General features: G+C 49.8%; 20 protein-coding genes and 1 tRNA gene. 15 read left to right on the top strand and 6 right to left on the bottom strand.

The window, feature by feature from the left end; genetic code table 11:
• Positions 1-2: 2 nt before the first annotated feature.
• Genes napC through ccmH form a run of 9 tightly spaced genes read left to right on the top strand, consistent with a single transcriptional unit; the run spans position 3 to position 6,906 of the window.
• Positions 3-605 (top strand): cytochrome c-type protein NapC, encoded by a 603-nt coding sequence (napC, locus tag PS053_RS06440; RefSeq protein WP_000528369.1) that lies wholly within the window; start codon positions 3-5, stop codon positions 603-605.
• 14 nt (positions 606-619) lie between these two features.
• A complete protein-coding gene (ccmA, locus tag PS053_RS06435) occupies positions 620-1,243 on the top strand; it encodes a cytochrome c biogenesis heme-transporting ATPase CcmA (protein WP_000525603.1) in 624 nt (207 codons plus the stop codon).
• Positions 1,240-1,902 (top strand): heme exporter protein CcmB, encoded by a 663-nt coding sequence (ccmB, locus tag PS053_RS06430; RefSeq protein ID WP_000971724.1) that lies wholly within the window; start codon positions 1,240-1,242, stop codon positions 1,900-1,902. The genes ccmA and ccmB overlap by 4 nt, the downstream gene beginning before the upstream one ends.
• Before the next feature lie 41 nt (positions 1,903-1,943).
• Positions 1,944-2,681 (top strand): heme exporter protein CcmC, encoded by a 738-nt coding sequence (ccmC, locus tag PS053_RS06425; protein WP_002461755.1) that lies wholly within the window; start codon positions 1,944-1,946, stop codon positions 2,679-2,681.
• Entirely contained in the window at positions 2,678-2,887 is a 210-nt protein-coding gene (gene ccmD / locus PS053_RS06420) for a heme exporter protein CcmD (protein WP_054410634.1), read from the top strand. Before ccmC ends, ccmD begins: the two co-directional genes overlap by 4 nt.
• Positions 2,884-3,363 (top strand): cytochrome c maturation protein CcmE, encoded by a 480-nt coding sequence (ccmE, locus tag PS053_RS06415; protein WP_001026416.1) that lies wholly within the window; start codon positions 2,884-2,886, stop codon positions 3,361-3,363. The genes ccmD and ccmE overlap by 4 nt, the downstream gene beginning before the upstream one ends.
• A complete protein-coding gene (ccmF, locus tag PS053_RS06410; RefSeq protein ID WP_000982414.1) occupies positions 3,360-5,303 on the top strand; it encodes a cytochrome c-type biogenesis heme lyase CcmF in 1,944 nt (647 codons plus the stop codon). Before ccmE ends, ccmF begins: the two co-directional genes overlap by 4 nt.
• Positions 5,300-5,857, top strand: coding sequence for a thiol:disulfide interchange protein DsbE (dsbE, locus tag PS053_RS06405; RefSeq protein WP_000824458.1), 558 nt, complete (start codon positions 5,300-5,302; stop codon positions 5,855-5,857). Before ccmF ends, dsbE begins: the two co-directional genes overlap by 4 nt.
• Positions 5,854-6,906 carry a cytochrome c-type biogenesis thiol:disulfide oxidoreductase CcmH gene (gene ccmH, locus PS053_RS06400; RefSeq protein WP_001211599.1) on the top strand — a complete coding sequence of 351 codons (1,053 nt, stop codon included), beginning with the start codon at positions 5,854-5,856 and terminating at the stop codon, positions 6,904-6,906. The genes dsbE and ccmH overlap by 4 nt, the downstream gene beginning before the upstream one ends.
• 212 nt (positions 6,907-7,118) lie before the next feature.
• Here ccmH and narP read toward each other — a convergent pair whose 3' ends face one another.
• The gene (gene narP / locus PS053_RS06395; protein WP_010319772.1) at positions 7,119-7,766 is read right to left on the bottom strand and encodes a nitrate/nitrite response regulator protein NarP; all 648 of its coding nucleotides are present in this window, start codon (positions 7,764-7,766) and stop codon (positions 7,119-7,121) included.
• Between the two features lie 319 nt (positions 7,767-8,085).
• Here narP and PS053_RS06390 point away from each other — a divergent pair, with 319 nt between their 5' ends.
• The gene (locus tag PS053_RS06390) at positions 8,086-10,674 is read left to right on the top strand and encodes an autotransporter outer membrane beta-barrel domain-containing protein (protein ID WP_256879022.1); all 2,589 of its coding nucleotides are present in this window, start codon (positions 8,086-8,088) and stop codon (positions 10,672-10,674) included.
• A 99-nt stretch (positions 10,675-10,773) separates the two neighbouring features.
• On the opposite strand, the gene PS053_RS06385 is transcribed toward PS053_RS06390, so the two are convergent.
• The 3 genes from PS053_RS06385 to PS053_RS06375 form a co-directional block, all read right to left on the bottom strand.
• Positions 10,774-10,850, bottom strand: a tRNA-Pro gene (locus PS053_RS06385).
• Positions 10,851-10,924: 74 nt separating this feature from the next.
• The gene (yejM, locus tag PS053_RS06380) at positions 10,925-12,685 is read right to left on the bottom strand and encodes an LPS biosynthesis-modulating metalloenzyme YejM (protein ID WP_256879023.1); all 1,761 of its coding nucleotides are present in this window, start codon (positions 12,683-12,685) and stop codon (positions 10,925-10,927) included.
• Between the two features lie 19 nt (positions 12,686-12,704).
• Positions 12,705-12,932 (bottom strand): YejL family protein, encoded by a 228-nt coding sequence (locus PS053_RS06375; protein WP_001135667.1) that lies wholly within the window; start codon positions 12,930-12,932, stop codon positions 12,705-12,707.
• 181 nt (positions 12,933-13,113) lie between these two features.
• On the opposite strand from PS053_RS06375, the gene yejK reads away from it, so the two are divergent.
• The 4 genes from yejK (at position 13,114) to PS053_RS06355 (ending at position 17,223) form a co-directional block, all read left to right on the top strand.
• Positions 13,114-14,121, top strand: coding sequence for a nucleoid-associated protein YejK (yejK, locus tag PS053_RS06370; protein ID WP_256879024.1), 1,008 nt, complete (start codon positions 13,114-13,116; stop codon positions 14,119-14,121).
• A 377-nt stretch (positions 14,122-14,498) separates the two neighbouring features.
• Positions 14,499-15,083 (top strand): NapC/NirT family cytochrome c, encoded by a 585-nt coding sequence (locus tag PS053_RS06365; protein WP_072256276.1) that lies wholly within the window; start codon positions 14,499-14,501, stop codon positions 15,081-15,083.
• Between the two features lie 92 nt (positions 15,084-15,175).
• Positions 15,176-16,816, top strand: coding sequence for an FAD-dependent oxidoreductase (locus PS053_RS06360; protein ID WP_223274169.1), 1,641 nt, complete (start codon positions 15,176-15,178; stop codon positions 16,814-16,816).
• Complete coding sequence (locus PS053_RS06355) at positions 16,813-17,223, top strand: cytochrome c3 family protein (protein ID WP_256879025.1); 411 nt, start codon at positions 16,813-16,815, stop codon at positions 17,221-17,223. Before PS053_RS06360 ends, PS053_RS06355 begins: the two co-directional genes overlap by 4 nt.
• A gap of 75 nt (positions 17,224-17,298) precedes the next feature.
• Here the strand turns inward: PS053_RS06355 and rplY are convergent, their stop codons facing one another.
• Both rplY and radD read right to left on the bottom strand, forming a co-directional pair.
• Positions 17,299-17,583 (bottom strand): 50S ribosomal protein L25, encoded by a 285-nt coding sequence (rplY, locus tag PS053_RS06350; protein WP_000494194.1) that lies wholly within the window; start codon positions 17,581-17,583, stop codon positions 17,299-17,301.
• A gap of 124 nt (positions 17,584-17,707) precedes the next feature.
• Positions 17,708-19,468 carry a DNA repair helicase RadD gene (gene radD, locus PS053_RS06345; protein WP_256879026.1) on the bottom strand — a complete coding sequence of 587 codons (1,761 nt, stop codon included), beginning with the start codon at positions 19,466-19,468 and terminating at the stop codon, positions 17,708-17,710.
• A 148-nt stretch (positions 19,469-19,616) separates the two neighbouring features.
• On the opposite strand from radD, the gene rsuA reads away from it, so the two are divergent.
• On the top strand, positions 19,617-20,312 hold the full coding sequence (rsuA, locus tag PS053_RS06340) for a 16S rRNA pseudouridine(516) synthase RsuA (protein ID WP_001234830.1): 696 nt from the start codon (positions 19,617-19,619) through the stop codon (positions 20,310-20,312).
• Positions 20,313-20,319: the final 7 nt, after the last annotated feature.

Here is a 20,319-nt window from a genome sequence, read left to right as displayed (position 1 = left end):
TTATGGGAAATTCTGACCGTAAGCCTGGTCTGATTAAGCGCCTGTGGAAATGGTGGCGTACTCCCAGCCGTCTGGCGCTGGGCACGCTGTTGTTGATTGGTTTTGTCGGCGGCATCGTCTTTTGGGGCGGCTTTAACACCGGTATGGAAAAAGCCAATACCGAAGAGTTCTGTATTAGCTGTCACGAAATGCGCAATACGGTGTATCAGGAGTACATGGATTCCGTGCACTACAACAACCGTAGCGGCGTGCGAGCGACCTGCCCGGATTGCCACGTTCCGCATGAGTTTGTGCCCAAAATCATACGCAAGCTCAAAGCAAGTAAAGAGCTGTATGGTAAAATCTTTGGCGTTATTGACACGCCGCAGAAATTCGAAGCTCATCGCCTGACTATGGCACAGAATGAGTGGCGGCGAATGAAGGATAATAACTCGCAGGAGTGCCGTAACTGTCACAACTTCGAGTATATGGATACAACCGCTCAGAAATCTGTTGCTGCGAAGATGCATGATCAGGCAGTGAAAGATGGGCAAACTTGTATTGATTGCCATAAAGGGATAGCGCACAAGCTGCCTGATATGCGCGAAGTCAAACCAGGTTTTTAACAGGGTGTTATTGCGTGGGTATGCTTGAAGCCAGAGGATTACTCTGCGAACGGGATGAACGAACTTTATTTAGCGGTTTGTCCTTTACGCTGAATGCAGGAGAGTGGGTACAAATTACCGGCAGCAATGGTGCGGGGAAGACAACGCTTCTTCGTCTGCTGACGGGATTGTCTCGCCCTGATGCAGGTGATGTTCTCTGGCAAGGGCAGCCCTTGCATCAGGTACGCGACAGCTACCATCAAAATTTGTTATGGATAGGCCATCAGCCGGGGATCAAAACCCGGCTGACGGCGTTAGAAAATCTGCACTTTTATCATCGCGAAGGCGATACCGCACAATGTCTGGACGCTCTGGCGCAGGCCGGGCTTGCCGGATTCGAAGATATTCCTGTTAATCAACTTTCTGCCGGGCAACAGCGTCGTGTTGCTCTGGCGCGTTTGTGGCTGACTCGCGCCACATTGTGGATCCTCGATGAACCTTTTACTGCGATTGATGTTAACGGCGTCGATCGTCTGACCCAGTGTATGGCGCAGCATACGGAGCAGGGGGGGATTGTGATTCTGACCACTCACCAGCCGCTCAACGTCGCTGAAAGTAAAATTCGCCGTATTTCGCTGACGCAAACGAGGGACGCATGATGTTCTGGCGTATTTTCCGTCTTGAACTGCGTGTGGCGTTTCGCCATAGCGCCGAAATCGCCAATCCACTATGGTTCTTTCTTATTGTTATTACTCTTTTTCCGCTCAGTATCGGCCCGGAGCCGCAACTGCTGGCGCGAATCGCCCCTGGCATTATCTGGGTGGCGGCGCTGCTTTCCTCCTTGCTGGCACTGGAGCGACTGTTCCGTGACGATTTACAGGACGGCAGTCTTGAACAATTAATGTTGTTGCCATTACCCTTGCCCGCCGTTGTGCTGGCGAAGGTGATGGCGCACTGGATGGTAACCGGCTTGCCGTTACTCATCCTCTCGCCACTGGTGGCATTGCTACTGGGAATGGATGTCTATGGCTGGCAAGTGATGGCGCTGACGCTGCTGCTGGGAACCCCAACACTGGGCTTTCTCGGTGCGCCGGGCGTGGCGCTAACGGTGGGACTCAAGCGCGGGGGAGTGCTGCTCAGCATTCTGGTGCTACCGCTGACCATCCCATTACTCATCTTTGCCACTGCGGCAATGGACGCGGCTTCAATGCATTTGCCCGTTGACGGGTATCTGGCAATTTTAGGCGCGCTGCTGGCAGGTACTGCGACATTAAGTCCTTTTGCGACGGCGGCGGCGTTACGAATCAGCATTCAATAACGCTGATTTACTTATTTTTGTTCAAGTCTGGTATCGGAACTATGTGGAAAACACTACATCAACTGGCGATCCCACCACGGCTGTATCAAATCTGTGGCTGGTTTATACCGTGGCTGGCAATCGCCAGTGTGGTTGTGCTTACCGTCGGCTGGATCTGGGGATTCGGCTTCGCTCCCGCTGATTATCAACAGGGAAATAGTTATCGCATTATCTATCTACATGTACCTGCGGCGATGTGGTCGATGGGGATTTATGCGTCGATGGCGGTGGCGGCGTTTATCGGTCTTGTCTGGCAGATGAAAATGGCCAATCTGGCGGTGGCGGCGATGGCGCCAGTTGGTGCGGTGTTTACCTTTATTGCGTTGGTTACCGGCTCCGCGTGGGGAAAACCGATGTGGGGTACCTGGTGGGTATGGGACGCGCGTCTGACTTCTGAACTGGTGTTGCTGTTTCTTTACGTGGGAGTGATTGCCCTGTGGCACGCCTTTGACGATCGCCGTCTGGCGGGGCGTGCGGCGGGTATTCTGGTGCTGATTGGCGTGGTGAACCTGCCGATAATTCATTATTCCGTGGAGTGGTGGAACACCCTGCATCAGGGATCAACGCGGATGCAGCAAAGCATCGATCCGGCAATGCGTTCTCCGCTGCGCTGGTCGATTTTTGGCGTCCTGTTGCTGTCTGTTACGCTGACGCTGATGCGGATGCGTAATTTGATTTTGCTGATGGAAAAACGCCGTCCGTGGGTGAGTGAACTGATACTGAAAAGAGGCCGTAAATGACCCCTGCATTTGCTTCCTGGAATGATTTTTTCACAATGGGCGGTTACGCCTTTTTTGTCTGGCTGGCGGTGGCGATGACCGTTATTCCGCTGGCGGTTTTAGTGGTGCACTCGGTGATGCAGCATCGCGCAATTTTACGTGGCGTGGCGCAACAGCGGGCGCGTGAGGCGCGTTTACGTGCTGCGCAACAGCAGGAGGCTGCATGAATATTCGCCGTAAAAACCGTTTGTGGATTGCCTGTGCCGTGCTGGCGGGGCTGGCGCTGACCATCGGTCTGGTGCTGTATGCGTTGCGCTCTAATATCGATCTCTTTTATACGCCGGGTGAAATTCTCTACGGTAAACGTGAAACCCAGCAGATGCCGGAAGTTGGTCAACGTCTGCGCGTTGGCGGAATGGTAATGCCGGGTAGCGTGCAGCGCGATCCCAACTCGCTGAAAGTGACTTTCACTATTTACGACGCAGAAGGCTCGGTGGATGTCTCCTACGAAGGCATTTTGCCGGATCTGTTCCGTGAAGGGCAGGGCGTTGTGGTACAGGGCGAGCTGGAAAAAGGCAATCACATCCTCGCCAAAGAAGTGCTGGCAAAACACGATGAAAACTATACGCCGCCAGAAGTTGAGAAGGCGATGGAAGCTAACCACCGCCGCCCGGCAAGTGCTTATAAGGATCCCGCATCATGATGCCAGAAATTGGTAACGGGCTGCTGTGTCTGGCGCTAGGGATTGCGCTACTACTGTCTGTTTATCCGTTATGGGGCGTGGCGCGCGGGGATGCGCGGATGATGGCCTCGTCGCGACTGTTTGCCTGGCTGCTGTTTATGTGCGTAGCCGGCGCATTTCTGGTGCTGGTCAATGCTTTCGTGGTGAACGACTTTACCGTCACCTATGTTGCCAGCAACTCCAATACTCAGCTTCCGGTGTGGTATCGCGTGGCGGCGACATGGGGCGCGCATGAAGGCTCACTGTTGCTGTGGGTGCTGTTGATGAGCGGCTGGACCTTTGCGGTGGCGATTTTTAGTCAGCGTATTCCGCTGGATATTGTGGCCCGCGTACTGGCGGTGATGGGAATGGTTAGCGTCGGTTTTCTGCTGTTCATTCTCTTTACCTCTAACCCGTTTTCCCGCACGCTGCCGAACTTTCCGATTGAAGGTCGCGACCTTAACCCACTGTTGCAGGATCCGGGGTTAATCTTCCATCCGCCGTTGCTCTATATGGGGTATGTCGGTTTCTCCGTGGCATTTGCCTTTGCGATTGCTTCTTTGCTGAGTGGTCGTCTGGACAGCACTTACGCACGTTTTTCTCGCCCGTGGACGCTGGCGGCGTGGATTTTCCTGACGCTCGGCATTGTACTTGGTTCCGCATGGGCCTATTACGAACTCGGCTGGGGCGGCTGGTGGTTCTGGGATCCGGTTGAAAACGCCTCGTTTATGCCGTGGCTGGTTGGGACTGCGCTGATGCACTCACTGGCTGTTACTGAACAGCGCGCCAGTTTTAAAGCATGGACGCTATTACTTGCTATTTGTGCTTTCTCACTGTGTTTGCTGGGGACTTTCCTCGTGCGTTCCGGCGTGTTGGTGTCGGTACATGCGTTTGCCTCGGATCCGGCGCGCGGTATGTTTATCCTCGCCTTTATGGTGCTGGTGATTGGCGGCTCGCTGCTGCTGTTTGCTGCGCGTGGACACAAAGTGCGTTCACGGGTGAACAATGCGCTGTGGTCGCGGGAATCTCTGCTGTTAGCGAATAACGTTCTGCTGGTCGCCGCAATGCTGGTGGTATTGCTGGGCACGTTGCTGCCACTGGTGCATAAGCAACTGGGGTTGGGCAGTATCTCCATCGGTGAACCGTTCTTCAACACCATGTTTACCTGGCTGATGGTGCCGTTTGCACTGCTGCTCGGTATTGGTCCGTTGGTGCGCTGGGGGCGCGATCGCCCGCGTAAAATCCGCAATTTATTGATTATCGCCTTCATCTCTACGCTGGTACTGTCTCTGCTGTTGCCGTGGCTGCTTGAAAGCAAAATCGTGGCGATGACGGTACTCGGCCTGGCAATGGCCTGCTGGATTGCCGTGCTGGCCATTGCGGAAGCGGCGCTACGTATTTCTCGCGGCACAAAAACGACCTTCAGTTATTGGGGAATGGTGGCGGCTCACCTGGGGCTGGCAGTGACAATTGTTGGCATTGCCTTTAGCCAGAATTACAGCGTTGAGCGTGATGTGCGCATGAAGTCCGGCGATAGCGTCGATATTCATGAATATCGCTTCACCTTCCGTGATGTCAAAGAGGTGACTGGCCCGAACTGGCGCGGTGGCGTGGCAACTATCGGCGTAGCGCGCGACGGTAAACCAGAGACGGTGCTGTATGCGGAAAAACGTTATTACAACACCGCGGGTTCAATGATGACCGAAGCAGCTATTGACGGCGGCATCACTCGTGACCTGTATGCGGCGCTTGGTGAAGAGCTGGAAAACGGCGCATGGGCTGTGCGTCTCTACTACAAACCGTTTGTTCGCTGGATTTGGGCGGGCGGGCTGATGATGGCATTAGGCGGGCTGTTGTGTTTGCTTGATCCTCGCTATCGCAAGCGCGTCAATCCGCAAAAAACTGCGCCGGAGGTTGTATGAAGCGCAAAGTATTGTTACTTCCTTTGATTATCTTCCTGGCGATTGCCGCGGCGTTGCTATGGCAACTGGCGCGTAATGCTGAAGGAGACGATCCGACTAATCTGGAATCGGCGCTTATTGGCAAGCCGGTGCCGAAATTTCGTCTCGAATCACTGGACAATCCGGGGCAGTTTTATCAGGCGGATGTGTTGACCCAGGGCAAACCAGTGCTGCTCAACGTCTGGGCAACCTGGTGTCCGACCTGCCGTGCGGAACATCAGTATCTGAATCAGCTTTCTGCGCAGGGCATCCGCGTCGTTGGCATGAACTATAAAGACGACAGGCAGAAAGCGATTGGCTGGCTGAAAGAGTTAGGTAATCCTTACGCGTTAAGCCTGTTTGATGGTGACGGTATGTTAGGGCTGGATCTGGGCGTGTATGGTGCGCCGGAAACGTTCCTTATCGACGGTAACGGCATCATTCGCTATCGCCACGCGGGCGATCTCAATCCTCGTGTCTGGGAAGAAGAGATCAAGCCGTTGTGGGAGAAATACAGTAAGGAGGCCGCACAATGAGATTTTTATTGGGCGTGCTGATGCTGATGATCTCTGGCTCGGCGCTGGCGACTATCGATGTGTTGCAGTTTAAAGATGAAGCGCAGGAGCAGCAGTTCCGCCAGCTTACTGAAGAACTGCGTTGCCCGAAATGTCAGAACAATAGCATTGCCGATTCCAACTCGATGATTGCCACCGACCTGCGGCAGAAAGTGTACGAACTGATGCAGGAAGGCAAAAGTAAGCAAGAGATTGTCGATTATATGGTGGCGCGTTACGGTAACTTTGTTACTTACGATCCACCGTTAACGCCGCTGACCGTGCTGCTTTGGGTGCTGCCGGTGGTGGCTATCGGCATTGGCGGCTGGGTGATTTACTCCCGCTCGCGGCGGCGGGTACGCGTGGCGCCGGAAGAATTTCCTGAACAAAGCGTCCCTGAGGGCAAACGGGCAGGATTTATCATTTATCTGCCGGGAATTATCATCGCGCTGATCGTTGCTGGCGTTGGCTATTATCAGACCGGGAATTATCAGCAGGTGAAAATCTGGCAGCAGGCTACGGCGCAGGCTCCGGCCTTGCTGGACAGGGCATTGGATCCGAAAGCCGATCCGCTGAATGAAGAAGAGATGTCGCGTCTCGCTCTTGGGATGCGTACTCAACTGCAAAAAAATCCGGGAGATATCGAGGGCTGGATTATGCTTGGTCGCGTTGGAATGGCGCTGGGCAATGCCAGTATTGCGACCGATGCATACGCTAATGCGTATCGACTCGATCCCAAAAATAGTGATGCCGCACTGGGATATGCTGAAGCGTTGACACGCTCTTCTGATCCCAACGACAACCGACTGGGAGGGGAGTTGTTACGGCAACTGGTAAGAACTGACCACAGTAATATCCGCGTGCTTAGCATGTATGCGTTTAATGCCTTTGAGCAGCAGCGTTTTGGCGAAGCGGTTGCGGCATGGGAGATGATGCTGAAACTCTTGCCTGCCAACGATACTCGCCGTGTGGTGATTGAGCGCAGTATTGCGCAGGCAATGCAGCATTTGTCGCCGCAACAAAGTAAATAAGAAGAGGCCCGATGGTGACGCCATCGGGGCCAGACTGATGACAAAGTGCGCCTTGTTTATGCCGGATGCGGCGTGAGCGTCTGATCCAGCCTACAACATCGTGCAAATTCTATATATTGCCCGAGCCGCATAGGCCTGATAAGCATAGTGCATCAGGCAGTTTTGCGTTTGTCATCAATCTCAGCCCGATAGTAAATTCATCGGGCTATTTTTTATTGCGCCCCGCGATGTTGCAGGAACAAAATGGTGGCCGCCACTCGTGAGCGAACATTGAGTTTACGCAGCAGATTACGAATGTGCACTTTCACCGTTTGTTCGGAAATATTCAACACCGAGGCAATTTGCTTATTTGACAGGCCTTGTGCCAGTTCGTGCAGAACATCCAGCTCGCGCTCTGTCAGCACGCTGAAGGGATCTTCCTCGGCGCCAAACATCTCACGTTCGTGTAAATACTGACTGACGCGTTCGCTAAAGACTTTGCTGCCTTTTGCTCCGGCACGAATCGCCTCCAGCAGCACTTCTGGATCGCTATCTTTCAACAGATAGCCATCGGCGCCAGCGTCTATCAGCGCAAAAATATCACTTGAGGCATCGGAAACGGTCAGGATAATAATTTGCGCGGTAACGCCATCCCGGCGCAAGGCATTGAGCGTATCAAGGCCACTCATACCTTTCATATTGAGATCCAACAAGATCACGTCGATATCCAGTCGATTCGCCAGATCGATCGCGCTTGCGCCGTCGCCTGCTTCGGCGACCACCTCAAAACCAGGATCAAGCTCCAGTAATTGACGAACACCGCGTCGCATAAGTGGATGATCATCCACAATCATCACCTGAAAAGGCGTTGCTTCAGGCATAGTAGCCTCCTGAGGTTTTATTAGAATCATTATGTTTGAGCGTAGCGTTGGTAACGCTAAAAGGCGCGTAAATGTTACCTCATTTTGTGTATGGGCATGTAGTGAAAACTGTGATTTCGCACTTTGCTATTGCTCTATTTTCATTATGAATGGGGGTTTTAGCATCATATTGCCATCAAGAAAATTAACTAAAAAATCAATCACAATATCTCTGTATTTCTTTAAACAGTTTTTAAAAAATGATGCCAGGTATAGATGAGTTGGTATTTTCTATACCCAATGCCCCTTATAGCCATTAATTTCAGAGGATGAAAATTCGATGCAACAATCCAACTCGGTTGGTCTTTGTCGTTCCGTAATATCTGTTCTGGTCGCTACGGCGTTATATTCACCAATGATATCGGCATCAACAGTTGATTATGGTGAGACAGTTGATGGTGTTGTTCTGGTAAACGATATCCAGACGGTTTATGGAACCACGAATAATACGAAAATTACCGCCACCGGGGAACAGCATGTTAAAAAATATGGCGTAAGTAATAATACTGAAATTAATGGAGGATATCAGTACATTGAATCAGAGGGAGAAGTGAATAATTCCACACTGAATGATGGTTATCAAATTGTTCAAGTGGAGGGGGCAGCAAACCAAACTACCATTAATAATGGTGTGCTACAGGTTTATGGCGCTGCGAATGAGGCTGTTATTAAAGGTGGAAGCCTAATTGTAGAAAACGGTGGAATTGCTGTCTTTGCTGTTATCGAAAAGGGAGGGCTACTGGAAATTAAAGACCAGGGATATGCAATAGCGGTAAATCAGAAAGCAGGTAGTGCTATTAAAGCAACCACGAGGGCTGCAGAGGTGGAAGGCGTAAACCGTCTGGGTCAGTTCAGCATCAAGGATGGGGTTGCAAACAACGTGTTATTGGAAAATGGCGGAAGCTTGTTAGTTGAGGAAAATAATTTCGCCTATGATACCACAGTGGATAATGGCGGCGTCCTGAAAGTGATGGATGGCGGTACCGCAATAGGCATTGATAAAAAAACGGGGGGAGTCTTAACGATTTCAACTAATGTACTGGAGGCCAGTGGTAAAAATAGTAAGGGAGAATTCAGCATAAAGAATGGTGAGTCAATAAATTATGAATTGGATAATGGCTCTATGTTAATTGTTCAGCCACAAACCAAAGCATCCTATACCATCGTTGATGAATATGCCTCTATGCAAAACCTGGGAAGTGATACAGGGACGACCGTGATGAAATATGCGGTATATAATCTGGGGCGGGTTGATATCGATGGACAGACTCAATATTCTTATGACGCGAGTTCTGAGGGTATGAACATATTAGGCGGACGGGTAATTATCTGGGCTGGGACAATAAACAACGTTACAGTCAGTGATGACTCGGGAGTGCTGCAGATAATGTCTCCTCTTGAGGGTTCCGCTGCCCCGGTTTTAACAGGGACTACGAATGTTTCTAATGGCGCATTATTGGCCGTATATGCTCTTGCAGATACGGCTAACGCGACTGTTAATCTGGACCATTCAAGCTTCGCTTTATACTCTGAAAACCAGCGCGCTATGTATACGCGGTTCTATTTTGCCCATCTAAATATGAGAAATTCGAATGTTATCATGATGGATGAGCCTGTTTCTCGTACGGGAGTCGCTTCAGGCTCTGAGCATTATATTGATTTGACGGTGAATACATTGGCGGGTAGCGGCAATTTTTATATGCGTACTGATATGGCCACTCATCAGAGCGACCAACTTAATGTTACTGGTCAGGCAACAGGCGATTTCAAAATCTTCGTTACGGATACTGGTGCAAGTCCGGCAGCAGGAGACAGCCTTACACTGGTAACAACGGGTGGTGGTGATGCGGCATTTACGTTGGGCAATAATGGCGGCGTCGTTGATATTGGTACGTATGAATATACGTTACAAGATAATGGTAATCATAGTTGGAGTCTGGCGGAGAACCGAGCGCAAGTTACTCCTTCGGCTACTGCCGTGTTGAATATGGCGGCGGCACAACCGCTGGTATTTGACGCAGAACTGGACACGGTACGTGAACGTCTTGGTAGTGTAAAAGGGGTTAATTACGATACGGCAATGTGGAGTTCGGCAATTAATACTCGCAATAACGTAACCACCGATGCTGGAGCAGCGTTTGAGCAAACATTGACGGGATTAACATTAGGTATTGATAGCCGTTTCTCCCGTGAAGAAAGCAGCACGATTCGCGGCCTGTTCTTTGGTTATTCTCATTCTGATGTTGGTTTTGATCGTGGCGGTAAAGGCAATATTGATAGCTATACGCTGGGGGCCTATGCCGGTTGGGAACATCAAAATGGTGCTTATGTCGATGGCGTTGTGAAAGTCGATCGGTTTGCTAATACCGTTCATGGCAAGATGAGTAATGGGGCAACAGCATTTGGCGATTATAATAGTAACGGCGCGGGGGCTCATGTCGAGAGCGGGTTCCGTTGGGGGAAAAATCTGTGGAATGTAAGACCATATCTGGCATTTACCGGCTTTACCACAGATGGCCAGGATTACACGTTATCAAACGGTATGCGGGCCGATGTGGGGAATACGCGCATATTGCGTGCTGAAGCAGGAACAGAGGTAAGCTATCACATGGACCTGCAAAACGGCATCGCGCTGGAGCCCTGGCTGAAAGCCGCCGCGCGTCAGGAATACGCCGATTCTAACCAGGTGAAAGTCAATGATGATGGTAAATTTAATAATGATGTGGCAGGAACCAGTGGAATTTATCAGGCTGGGATAAGGTCATCGTTTACCCCGACTTTAAGCGGTCATTTGTCTGTCAGTTATGGCAATGGCGCAGGTGTGGAATCGCCCTGGAATACGCAAGCTGGCGTGGTCTGGACATTCTAGTGCCGAATATAAACAGGCCGCGTTTTGGCGTGGTCTGTTTTCTGAACAGATAGCAGGCATAAAAAAACCAACCTTTACGGTTGGTTTTCTTGGGATTTTTGGTCGGCACGAGAGGATTTGAACCTCCGACCCCCGACACCCCATGACGGTGCGCTACCAGGCTGCGCTACGTGCCGACTTGTGGGTGCTAATACTACCGCTTTCTACACCGATTGCAAGTAAGATATTTTGCTAACTGATTTATAATTAATCAGTTAGCGATAAATCGTTTCTCATCAGTCAGCACTTGCAATAACAAACTTAACTGTGGTTTTTCGTCTTTCACCCGTTCACCACGTAAATTATAAGTGCGGTATTTACCGTTATTGTTCAGTACCAGCGTCATTTTTGGTGTGGTAATTGCCAGCGTATCGTTATCCGCAGCGGTTACCCAGTAATGACGGCGTTCAGGATTGAACAAGTCCTGACCTTGTGAGTACTCGCTGGCAGGCGTACTGACGTGCAGCAGTCGCTGCATCAGCGTGGTCATCAGATCGGTATGATCGGTCAGTGTATTGATACGCTGTGCCGGCGTACCTGGCCAGTGAATGACTAATGGTACCTGGAGATGACCGTGGGACCAGTCGAAAGTGTCTTCTTCCAGGGACAGCGGAATCCCCCGACCTGCAGTGATTATCACCACCGTATTGTCCAGCTTGCCTGACTCTCGCAGCGCATTAAGCACACGGTTAATCTGGTCGTCAACGTTACCTGCGGCACGACTATATTTCTGTGCAAATGCTTGCTGATTGCTGTCGTCAATATTGGTGCCATTGAACGAAACCCACGAGAACCAGCGGTTATCTTCTTGCGCGTAACGACCCAGCCAGTTGATCCACTGCGTGGCGGTCTGTTCATCAGATTGTGTCTGCACGCTCGGCATTGAGAAGTCTGATAACAATGCCTGGCGATACAGAGGGCTGGTAAAGCCATCCGATGAGAATAACCCAAGCTGATAGCCTTGCTGGTTAAGCGCGGTAATCAACGCTGCAGGCGTACGAGTCGACAGAATGCCGTCCATATAGCTTGGCGAGATGCCATAGAACAGGCCAAAGATGCCGTTATCCGTGGTGTTGCCGGAACTCATATGGCGCGTGAATGTGATATTTTGTCCGGCAAAATTCGCCAGCGCAGGCATTTGCTTCTCAAAACGTGAGTAATTCAGACCATCGACAGTGATCAGCAATACATTTTGCCCAGTGCCCATGTCGCGGTAGCGCAGTTCGCTCAACGGATACTGAACCGAAACTGCATCGGGATTGCCTTGTTCAATTAGCCGACGTTGGTATTCCTGCGCATCAAGCAGACCATGTTTCTCAAGGAAACGTCGTGCCGTCATAGGATACGACAGCGGCAAGTTGGCGCGCTGCATAGTAATAGGACGATAGAAGTTGGCATCGGCCCAGATATAAACGATATGTGAGGCGATAAATGCGACAAATAAGAAGGCCGCCAGCGGTCTGGCAAAGTGTCGACGACGTGTCAGGCTGCGCAGTTTTTGCCAGCTCCACGTCGCAAAGACCAGTTCAATCAATAAAATAATGGGCACGCTGATAAACATCAGCTGCCAGTCACGCGCCATCTCATTTTCGTCAGGGTTGATGACCAGTTGCCAGACGATGGGATTAAGATGGAGGTGGAAACGGGTAAAGACTTCGCTGTCAATCAGTAACAGCGTCATCCCCGCAGTAGCCAGAATGACGGACAAAAACCTCATCAGCCTCTGGGAGCCGACGATAAAGGTTAGAGGGAACAGGATCAGCAAGTAAGTGGCGAACACCAAAAAGCTGAAGTGGCCGATAATGCTTACGTAGGAATAAATACGGCCCGCAAGCGTTGTCGGCCAGTCGGCGATAAACAGGTAACGGCTGCCAATAACGAGTGAGAGCAGAATATTGAACAGTGCAAACCAGTGCCCCCAACTAACCATCTGGGAGACTTTTTCACGGTAGCGCTGACGATGAGTTACCATAACCTGTTATCTGTTTCCCTTAGTGCGCTTTGTCTTCGTTGATAGAGGACTGTAAGGCGCGGGCAAAAGAGTTGGCAATTGCCTGGCGTTGAGCCGGGGCAATGCTGGTGTTGATAAGGTTAGTGACCATGTTGCCTAACACCATCAGGGAAAGGTCGGTCGGAGCCTTATGTTTTTCCAGTACGTTGAGCAGCTCTGCGAGCAATTGTTCAACCTGTTCATCACTGTAGCGGGAAATTTGCGGCATAAATCTAAATCAGTTAGTTGATGAAAGGGCAACATATTACCGTAGCACCAGTTTTTTTTCCGCTTTTTTATGCTTTAAATCATTCTCGTTACGCGACCTTCTGTAAAATGAGCGCCAACTTTTATTGCGTCGCTTTACCGGTGGTGGTTGAATACCGCCCGGTCTTAAAGGAGAGTTTATCATGAGTCTGGATATCAACCAGATTGCTCTGCACCAGCTTATCAAGCGTGATGAGCAGAACCTTGAGCTGGTGTTGCGCGATTCATTGTTGGAACCGACGGAAACCGTCGTTGAGATGGTGGCAGAGCTGCATCGGGTCTATAGCGCCAAGAACAAAGCCTATGGCTTGTTTAGCGAAGAGAGTGAACTGGCGCAGACGTTGCGTTTGCAGCGTCAGGGCGAAGAAGACTTTCTGGCATTTAGCCGGGCGGCAACCGGGCGTCTGCGCGACGAATTAGCAAAATACCCCTTCGCTGATGGCGGATTCGTGCTGTTTTGTCATTATCGCTATCTGGCAGTGGAATATCTGCTGGTGACGGTACTGAGCAACCTGAGCAGTATGCGCGTTAACGAAAATCTCGATATCAACCCAACTCATTATCTTGATATCAACCATGCGGATATCGTTGCGCGTATTGATTTAACTGAGTGGGAAACCAATCCAGAATCGACTCGTTATCTGACTTTCCTGAAAGGGCGAGTGGGGCGTAAAGTGGCCGATTTCTTTATGGATTTTCTCGGCGCCAGCGAAGGGTTGAATGCGAAAGCGCAAAACCGTGGCTTGTTACAAGCCGTGGATGATTTCACTGCTGAAGCGCAGCTGGATAAAGCAGAACGGCAGAACGTTCGCCAGCAGGTTTATAGCTACTGTAATGAGCAATTGCAGGCGGGTGAAGAGATCGAGCTGGAGTCGCTGTCGAAAGAACTGGCGGGCGTCAGTGAAGTGAGTTTCACGGAATTTGCGGCTGAAAAAGGGTATGAACTGGAAGAAAGCTTCCCGGCAGACCGTAGCACGCTGCGTCAGTTGACTAAGTTTGCTGGTAGCGGCGGTGGTTTAACCATCAACTTTGATGCGATGCTGTTAGGTGAACGCATCTTCTGGGATCCGGCGACCGATACGTTGACCATTAAAGGCACACCGCCGAATTTGCGTGATCAATTGCAGCGCCGGACTTCTGGCGGAAACTAAATCCACTGCTTTGACGTTTCTCAATGGAGAGACCGTAGCGGGGAAATTATAATAATTGTCAATCAGTGAGTTGAATGGCTTGCTGATTGGCTTTTCATTCTAATATATTGTTTGTGTTATTAAACCAACTGATATCGTAAATACCTTTCGCTTACACTATTTTTTCTATAAGACACCCGTCTGATTTCAATTTCCGATATTTTTGTGAACTGTAACACTGGAAATGTCACTCTATTTATTTATATTGATTTTGTTGAGTGTCATACATATATATTTATTTTGTATGTAAAATGCGAATACATTTTGAATATCAATATTATTGTCGTTGTATTTGAATTGCTTTATTAATCATATGAATGATTTTAAGGATTAACCGCATGGAGCAAGAAAATCCTGAAGGTGAAAACGGCTGTCGGCCAAAAAAAGTTTTCTCTTTAACCCGAAAGCTAATGGTATGTTTGATTTTTGTTTTTATTGTTCTTGGTGGCTGTTTATTTGTTGGCATAAATACAGTTATTCACAACACCAGCACGGATAGTTTTTGTCTGAGCTGTCATGAAATGAAAGATAACATCGTCACTGACAGCTTTCAAAAATCTATTCATGGCAGTAATCGTACCGGTGTGAAGGTGGCTTGCGCTGATTGCCACATTCCTGATGAGTTTGTTCCTAAGATGATCAGAAAAGCCCATGCTGTTAAAGAGGTTTGGGGCCATATGACAGGCGTAATTGATACACCTGAAAAATTTGAGTCACACCGTGGCGAAATGGCAAAAGCTGAATGGGCAAGAATGAGAGCAAATAATGCCCAGGAGTGTAGAAACTGTCACGATATTTCAAAACTACAGAAAAAGTTTATGGCGCCATTTCATGAGGTTTCTCTTAAAGAGGGGAAAACCTGTATTGATTGCCATGCCGGTATTGCACATAAATTGCCTGCTGTTTCGGCTGCGGCTCACTAGTTATGAATAAGTAACGTAATGGGTTTCTGGTTTCGTATAAAAATAAGAAGGGTTTCATTTTGTTTTTAATTTTCACATAAAAGGACCGCGTTATGAGGAAACTACACAGAGGTTTCTTATTAGCTGGGATATTAACGGCGCTTTCGGTAAGCGCATATGCTGACAGAAATATGAATAAGATCCCGCATATCAATCTGTCAAATCCATCCGTTGAACCCGTGAGTGAGAAGGTCATACAAACAGATATTGTGGTAATCGGTGGCGGGCTTTCCGGTATGTCTGCAGGACTGACTGCGGTACAGGGAGGCGCTAAAGTTGTTATTTTCGAAAAATTGCCCAGTCTTGGTGGGGCAGGTGTTTACCCTGAAGGTAGTTTAGGCATTGGCACTTTGATGCAGAAAAAAGAGGGGAAAGGCGCCACGCTGAATCAGGCTTTTGGTAAAGCGATCGATTTCCACCACTGGCGAGCCAATGCCAGTGCTTTGCACGCTTTAATGAAAAACTCAGGTGAAACCATCGACTGGGTTGCCAGCAATGGTGTCGAATTCACTACGCTAAAAACCACCATTTACCCTCAGTCAGATTCATTATGGACCTGGCATATGTATAAGCATAACGGCGCATCCGTGACCAAAAGCTTTTACAAGAAGATCCTTGATGGCGGTGGTCAAATCTATACCGAAACTCCTGTTAAGAAGATTATTCGCGATAAACAAAGCGGCGAAGTGGTTGGCGTTGAAGCGGTTAACAGTGTTACGGGCGAAAAAATTATTGCTTATGGTAAAGGCGTTATTGTGGCAACTGGTGGTTTTGCCAATAACCGTGACATGATTGAAAAATACATCACCGACGTGAATCAGAAAAACATGGTTCCAGTAAAACTACGTGGACCACTGATTGATGGACGCGAAGGCGATGGTATTAAAATGGGTCAGGAAATTGGCGCTGACACTGCCGGAATGCAAACCATTGCCGGTAACAGCCCGTATGTCGATCAAGATCCTCCTATTCGCCAGTTTAATGGCGCGGACTATCAAAAACAGGCCAGAACATCGTTAAGCCAGCCGTTCCTGTGGATCAACAGACAAGGTGAACGTTTCTTCGATGAGTCACTGGGTTCCAGTTTTACTCTCGTATACAACGCTATCACCATGAACGGTGGGGTTATGTACTCTATCTGGGATGACGCGATGCGCCAGAAGATGGTTAACGAAGGGCCCGTAACACCGTTTAATGCCATTGTTTTACCCGGGCAGCCGATGAAGGCGCTGGATCAGGCCATTGAGATTGGCATGAAAGAAGGATGGCTGTTTAAAGGCGAAACGCTGGATGATCTGGCGAAACAGATCAACGTTCCGGCTGATAATTTGAAAGCCACAATTGCCAAAGTGAACAAGTATACCGATGACGGTTTCGATCCTGACTGGGGACGCAAGAAAGAGCATTTGTTTAAATTTCAGGACAAAGGGCCGTATTACGCCGTGAAAGGGATTCGGGCTTATTTTCTGACGCTGGGTGGTTTGAAAATGAACAGCGATCTGCAGGTCTATGATACCAATGAGAAGATCATCCCTGGTCTGTATGTTGTCGGGCAAGATATGGGCGGACTGTATGACAGTTCTTATGATTTGGTGTTAGAAGGTTCGGCATCTGGCTTCGCTTTAACGTCAGGACGTATGGCCGCGAAGCACATCATTAGCACCAGAATGCAGACACAAGGAGGTGGCAAATGAGCAAATTATTGAAGAGCGTTGTCACAGTCATTCTGGCTTGTGTACTGTGTAGTTTTATCGGCATGGCTTCTGTCAGCGCTCAGGAAATTGTCGGCATGAAGATGCATAAAACGATAGGGCTTGAGTGCAATAACTGTCATGTCGATGATATCAATGCCAACAAGAATATGACGCCGACGTGTGTCAGTTGCCATGCTCCTGGCGAGCGTTATTATCATGGTAAGAAAGATGCCGAGGGCAATCCGGTATTGAAAGAGTATCCAGAATCGGGTAAGACGCGTGTCGCATCATTCCATGATTCTCATGGCGGGGAAATTCGCTGCACGGTATGCCACACTTCGCATGAAAAAGAACCGCAACCGCTATATTGCAACAACTGTCACCAGTTTGATGTAAAGATTAAGTAGTTACTGGTTTTTGTTCGTCGATAAAAAGAAAACGGCCCGTAAAGGCCGTTTTCTTTTGTCTGACTTATTCAGCGATTAAGCGCGAACGAAGTCGATGTGCAGCAGCTTCGGTTTGTACGGGTGACGCTGTACATCCTGAGCTTTAACTTTGATTTCTTTACCGTCAACAACGATGGTCAGAACTTCGCTGTAGAATTCAGCTTTAACTTGCATGTTCATGACTTTGTCGTGATCCAGAGCAACAGCCAGCGGAGCTTCGTTGCCACCGTAGATGATTGCCGGGAATTTGTTAGCGGTACGCAGGCGGCGGCTCGCACCCTTACCCTGCTCTTTACGTACTTCTGCGTTGATAGTAAACATTTCTTTCTCTCTTAAATTAATCCTGCTACAGGCGACCCAGCAACAGGCAAGTGATCTGCTTTGCGTATGCAAAAGCGGGCGAGATTCTATACTCAATCGCCTTTCACATCAATCAAAACTACCTTTAACCGCGTAATTCATGCGCCCGGCGATAACGACCTTCATAATCGAACACTTTTTCACGTACCTGCCAGTATTGGCCTTTCATTCGTGCGACGACGAAATCTGGATGGCGCAGCAACGCTTGCTGGGCGAGGATATCGGCAGCGGTTATCCAGCGCAGAGGAATGCCGGGCGTACGGGTATGCGGGCGGATAAATAGTTGCTCGAAAGCTGTGCGCTGGGCGGGCGTTTGCAGACGGAAACGCTCACTCACGTCGGCGCCGTCTTCATCGTAATAGGTTATTTTCAGCCATTCGCCTTTCTCGTCATGACCGTGTTGCATCGTCATTCCGCTACAACGCAGCACCAGAGCGTCTTTCAGACGTAGCGCTGCTTTTAACATATCATCCGGGTCCACCAATACCGTGTCGCACTCGCGGCAGCGGCGGGCGGCAATGTCATTTTCTGCGTTACATTGCGGACAATTTTTAAAACGGAAACGGAAGTCACACTGTTCGCGATGGCCATCGTCATCTTCAAACCATCCCTGACAGCGGCGACCAAAGTGTTCAATTAACGTGCCGTCGGCGGTGCTTTTTCCCCAGAAAGTGTTGGCGAAACCACAGGCTGGGCAGAAAACCTGAACCGGAACGTTGTCACTTTTGCCTTTTGGTGTACCGACTTCCGGCGCATAGAGGTCATGAGGATTACCCGCATAATCAAGAATTAAACAATCTGTTTTACCGGGCGCCAGGCGCAGGCCGCGACCAACAATTTGTTGGTAAAGACTCACTGATTCGGTGGGACGCAGAATCGCAATAAGATCGACGTGCGGCGCGTCAAATCCGGTGGTGAGTACTGCAACGTTGACCAGATAACGAAAACGTTGGGCTTTAAAATCTTCAATTAATACGTCACGTTCAGCGCCGGGCGTGTCACCGGTAATGAGAGCTGCATCCTCGGCGGGGAGCAAACCGACAATCTCTTTTGCGTGTTCAACCGTCGCGGCGAAAATCATCACCCCTTTGCGCGTTGCGGCGAACTCCATAATCTGGCTGATAATGTGTGGTGTAATACGTTGTTGTTTTTTCAACTCGCGGTTGAGATCGGTTTCGCTGAACAGCCCGTTACTCTGTGCCTGCAGGCGACTGAAATCGTACTGCACGACCGGCATATCCAGTCGTTCTGGCGGCGTCAGATAGCCGTGTTTAATCATATAGCGCAGCGGCAGTTCATAAATGCAGTCACGGAAAAGGGCCTTCTCGTCGCCTCGTACCATGCCGTGATAATGGAACTGATAGATCCAGCCTTTACCCAGGCGAAAGGGCGTGGCAGTCAGCCCCAGCAAGCGTAAGTGGGGGTTTACTTTCGTCAGGTGAGTGAGGATTTGCTGATACTGGCTCTCTTCGTCGTCGCCTATACGGTGGCACTCATCGACAATCAACAGCGAAAATTCCCCCTGAAAGGCGTCAAGATTGCGCGCGACCGATTGCACGCTGCCGAACACTACTTTACCGTGGCTCTCTTTGCGCTTCAGTCCGGCGGCAAAAATATCAGCTTTCAGCCCCAGCGCCTGATACTTTGCATGGTTTTGCGCCACCAGTTCTTTAACGTGTGCTAACACCAGCACGCGACCACGCGCCAGCCGCGCCAGTTCCGCTATCACCAGACTTTTACCTGCGCCAGTGGGCAGTACGATAACGGCAGGGGTTTTATGGCGACGAAAATGGTTGAGCGTGGCATCCACGGCTTCTTGCTGGTATGGACGGAGTGTAAAAATCATGGTCTCGCGTAGGTAGATTATTCTGCTAATAGTATGCCACGGATTTTTTTCTCTTGAGGGAAGTTATTAGACCGCTATACTGAGTGAACAACAGTTCTGATTTTCGGGTCAATGCCCGACCTCCGTTTTTACAGGCAAAATCACACACATGCGACTTGATAAATTTATCGCACAGCAACTCGGCGTTAGCCGTGCTATTGCCGGGCGTGAAATCCGTGCGAACCGTGTCACCGTCGATGGCGAAATCGTCCGCAATGCAGCGTTTAAACTGCTTCCAGAACACAACGTGGCTTATGATGGCAATCCACTGGCGCAGCAACACGGTCCGCGTTACTTCATGCTCAACAAACCCCAGGGCTATGTTTGCTCTACGGACGATCCAGATCATCCAACAGTGCTCTATTTCCTGGATGAACCCGTAGCGTGGAAACTGCATGCGGCAGGGCGGCTGGATATCGACACCACTGGTCTGGTGCTGATGACCGATGACGGTCAGTGGTCGCATCGTATTACTTCTCCGCGTCATCACTGCGAGAAAACTTATCTGGTGACGCTGGAGTCTCCGGTTGCTGACGATACGGCAGAGCAATTTGCCAAAGGCGTGCAATTGCACAACGAAAAAGACCTCACTAAACCGGCGGTGCTGGAAGTCATTACGCCAACGCAAGTCCGCCTGACCATTAGCGAAGGGCGTTATCATCAGGTGAAACGCATGTTTGCCGCTGTGGGTAACCACGTAGTAGAGCTGCACCGCGAACGCATTGGCGGCATTATGCTGGATGCAGATTTAGCACCCGGTGAATATCGTCCATTAACTGAAGAAGAAATCGCCAGCGTCGGCTAACACGTTA

Source organism: Escherichia albertii (assembly GCF_028622335.1).
Classification (GTDB): Bacteria; Pseudomonadota; Gammaproteobacteria; order Enterobacterales; family Enterobacteriaceae; genus Escherichia; species Escherichia albertii.
This window is presented reverse-complemented; position numbering and strand designations above follow the sequence as displayed.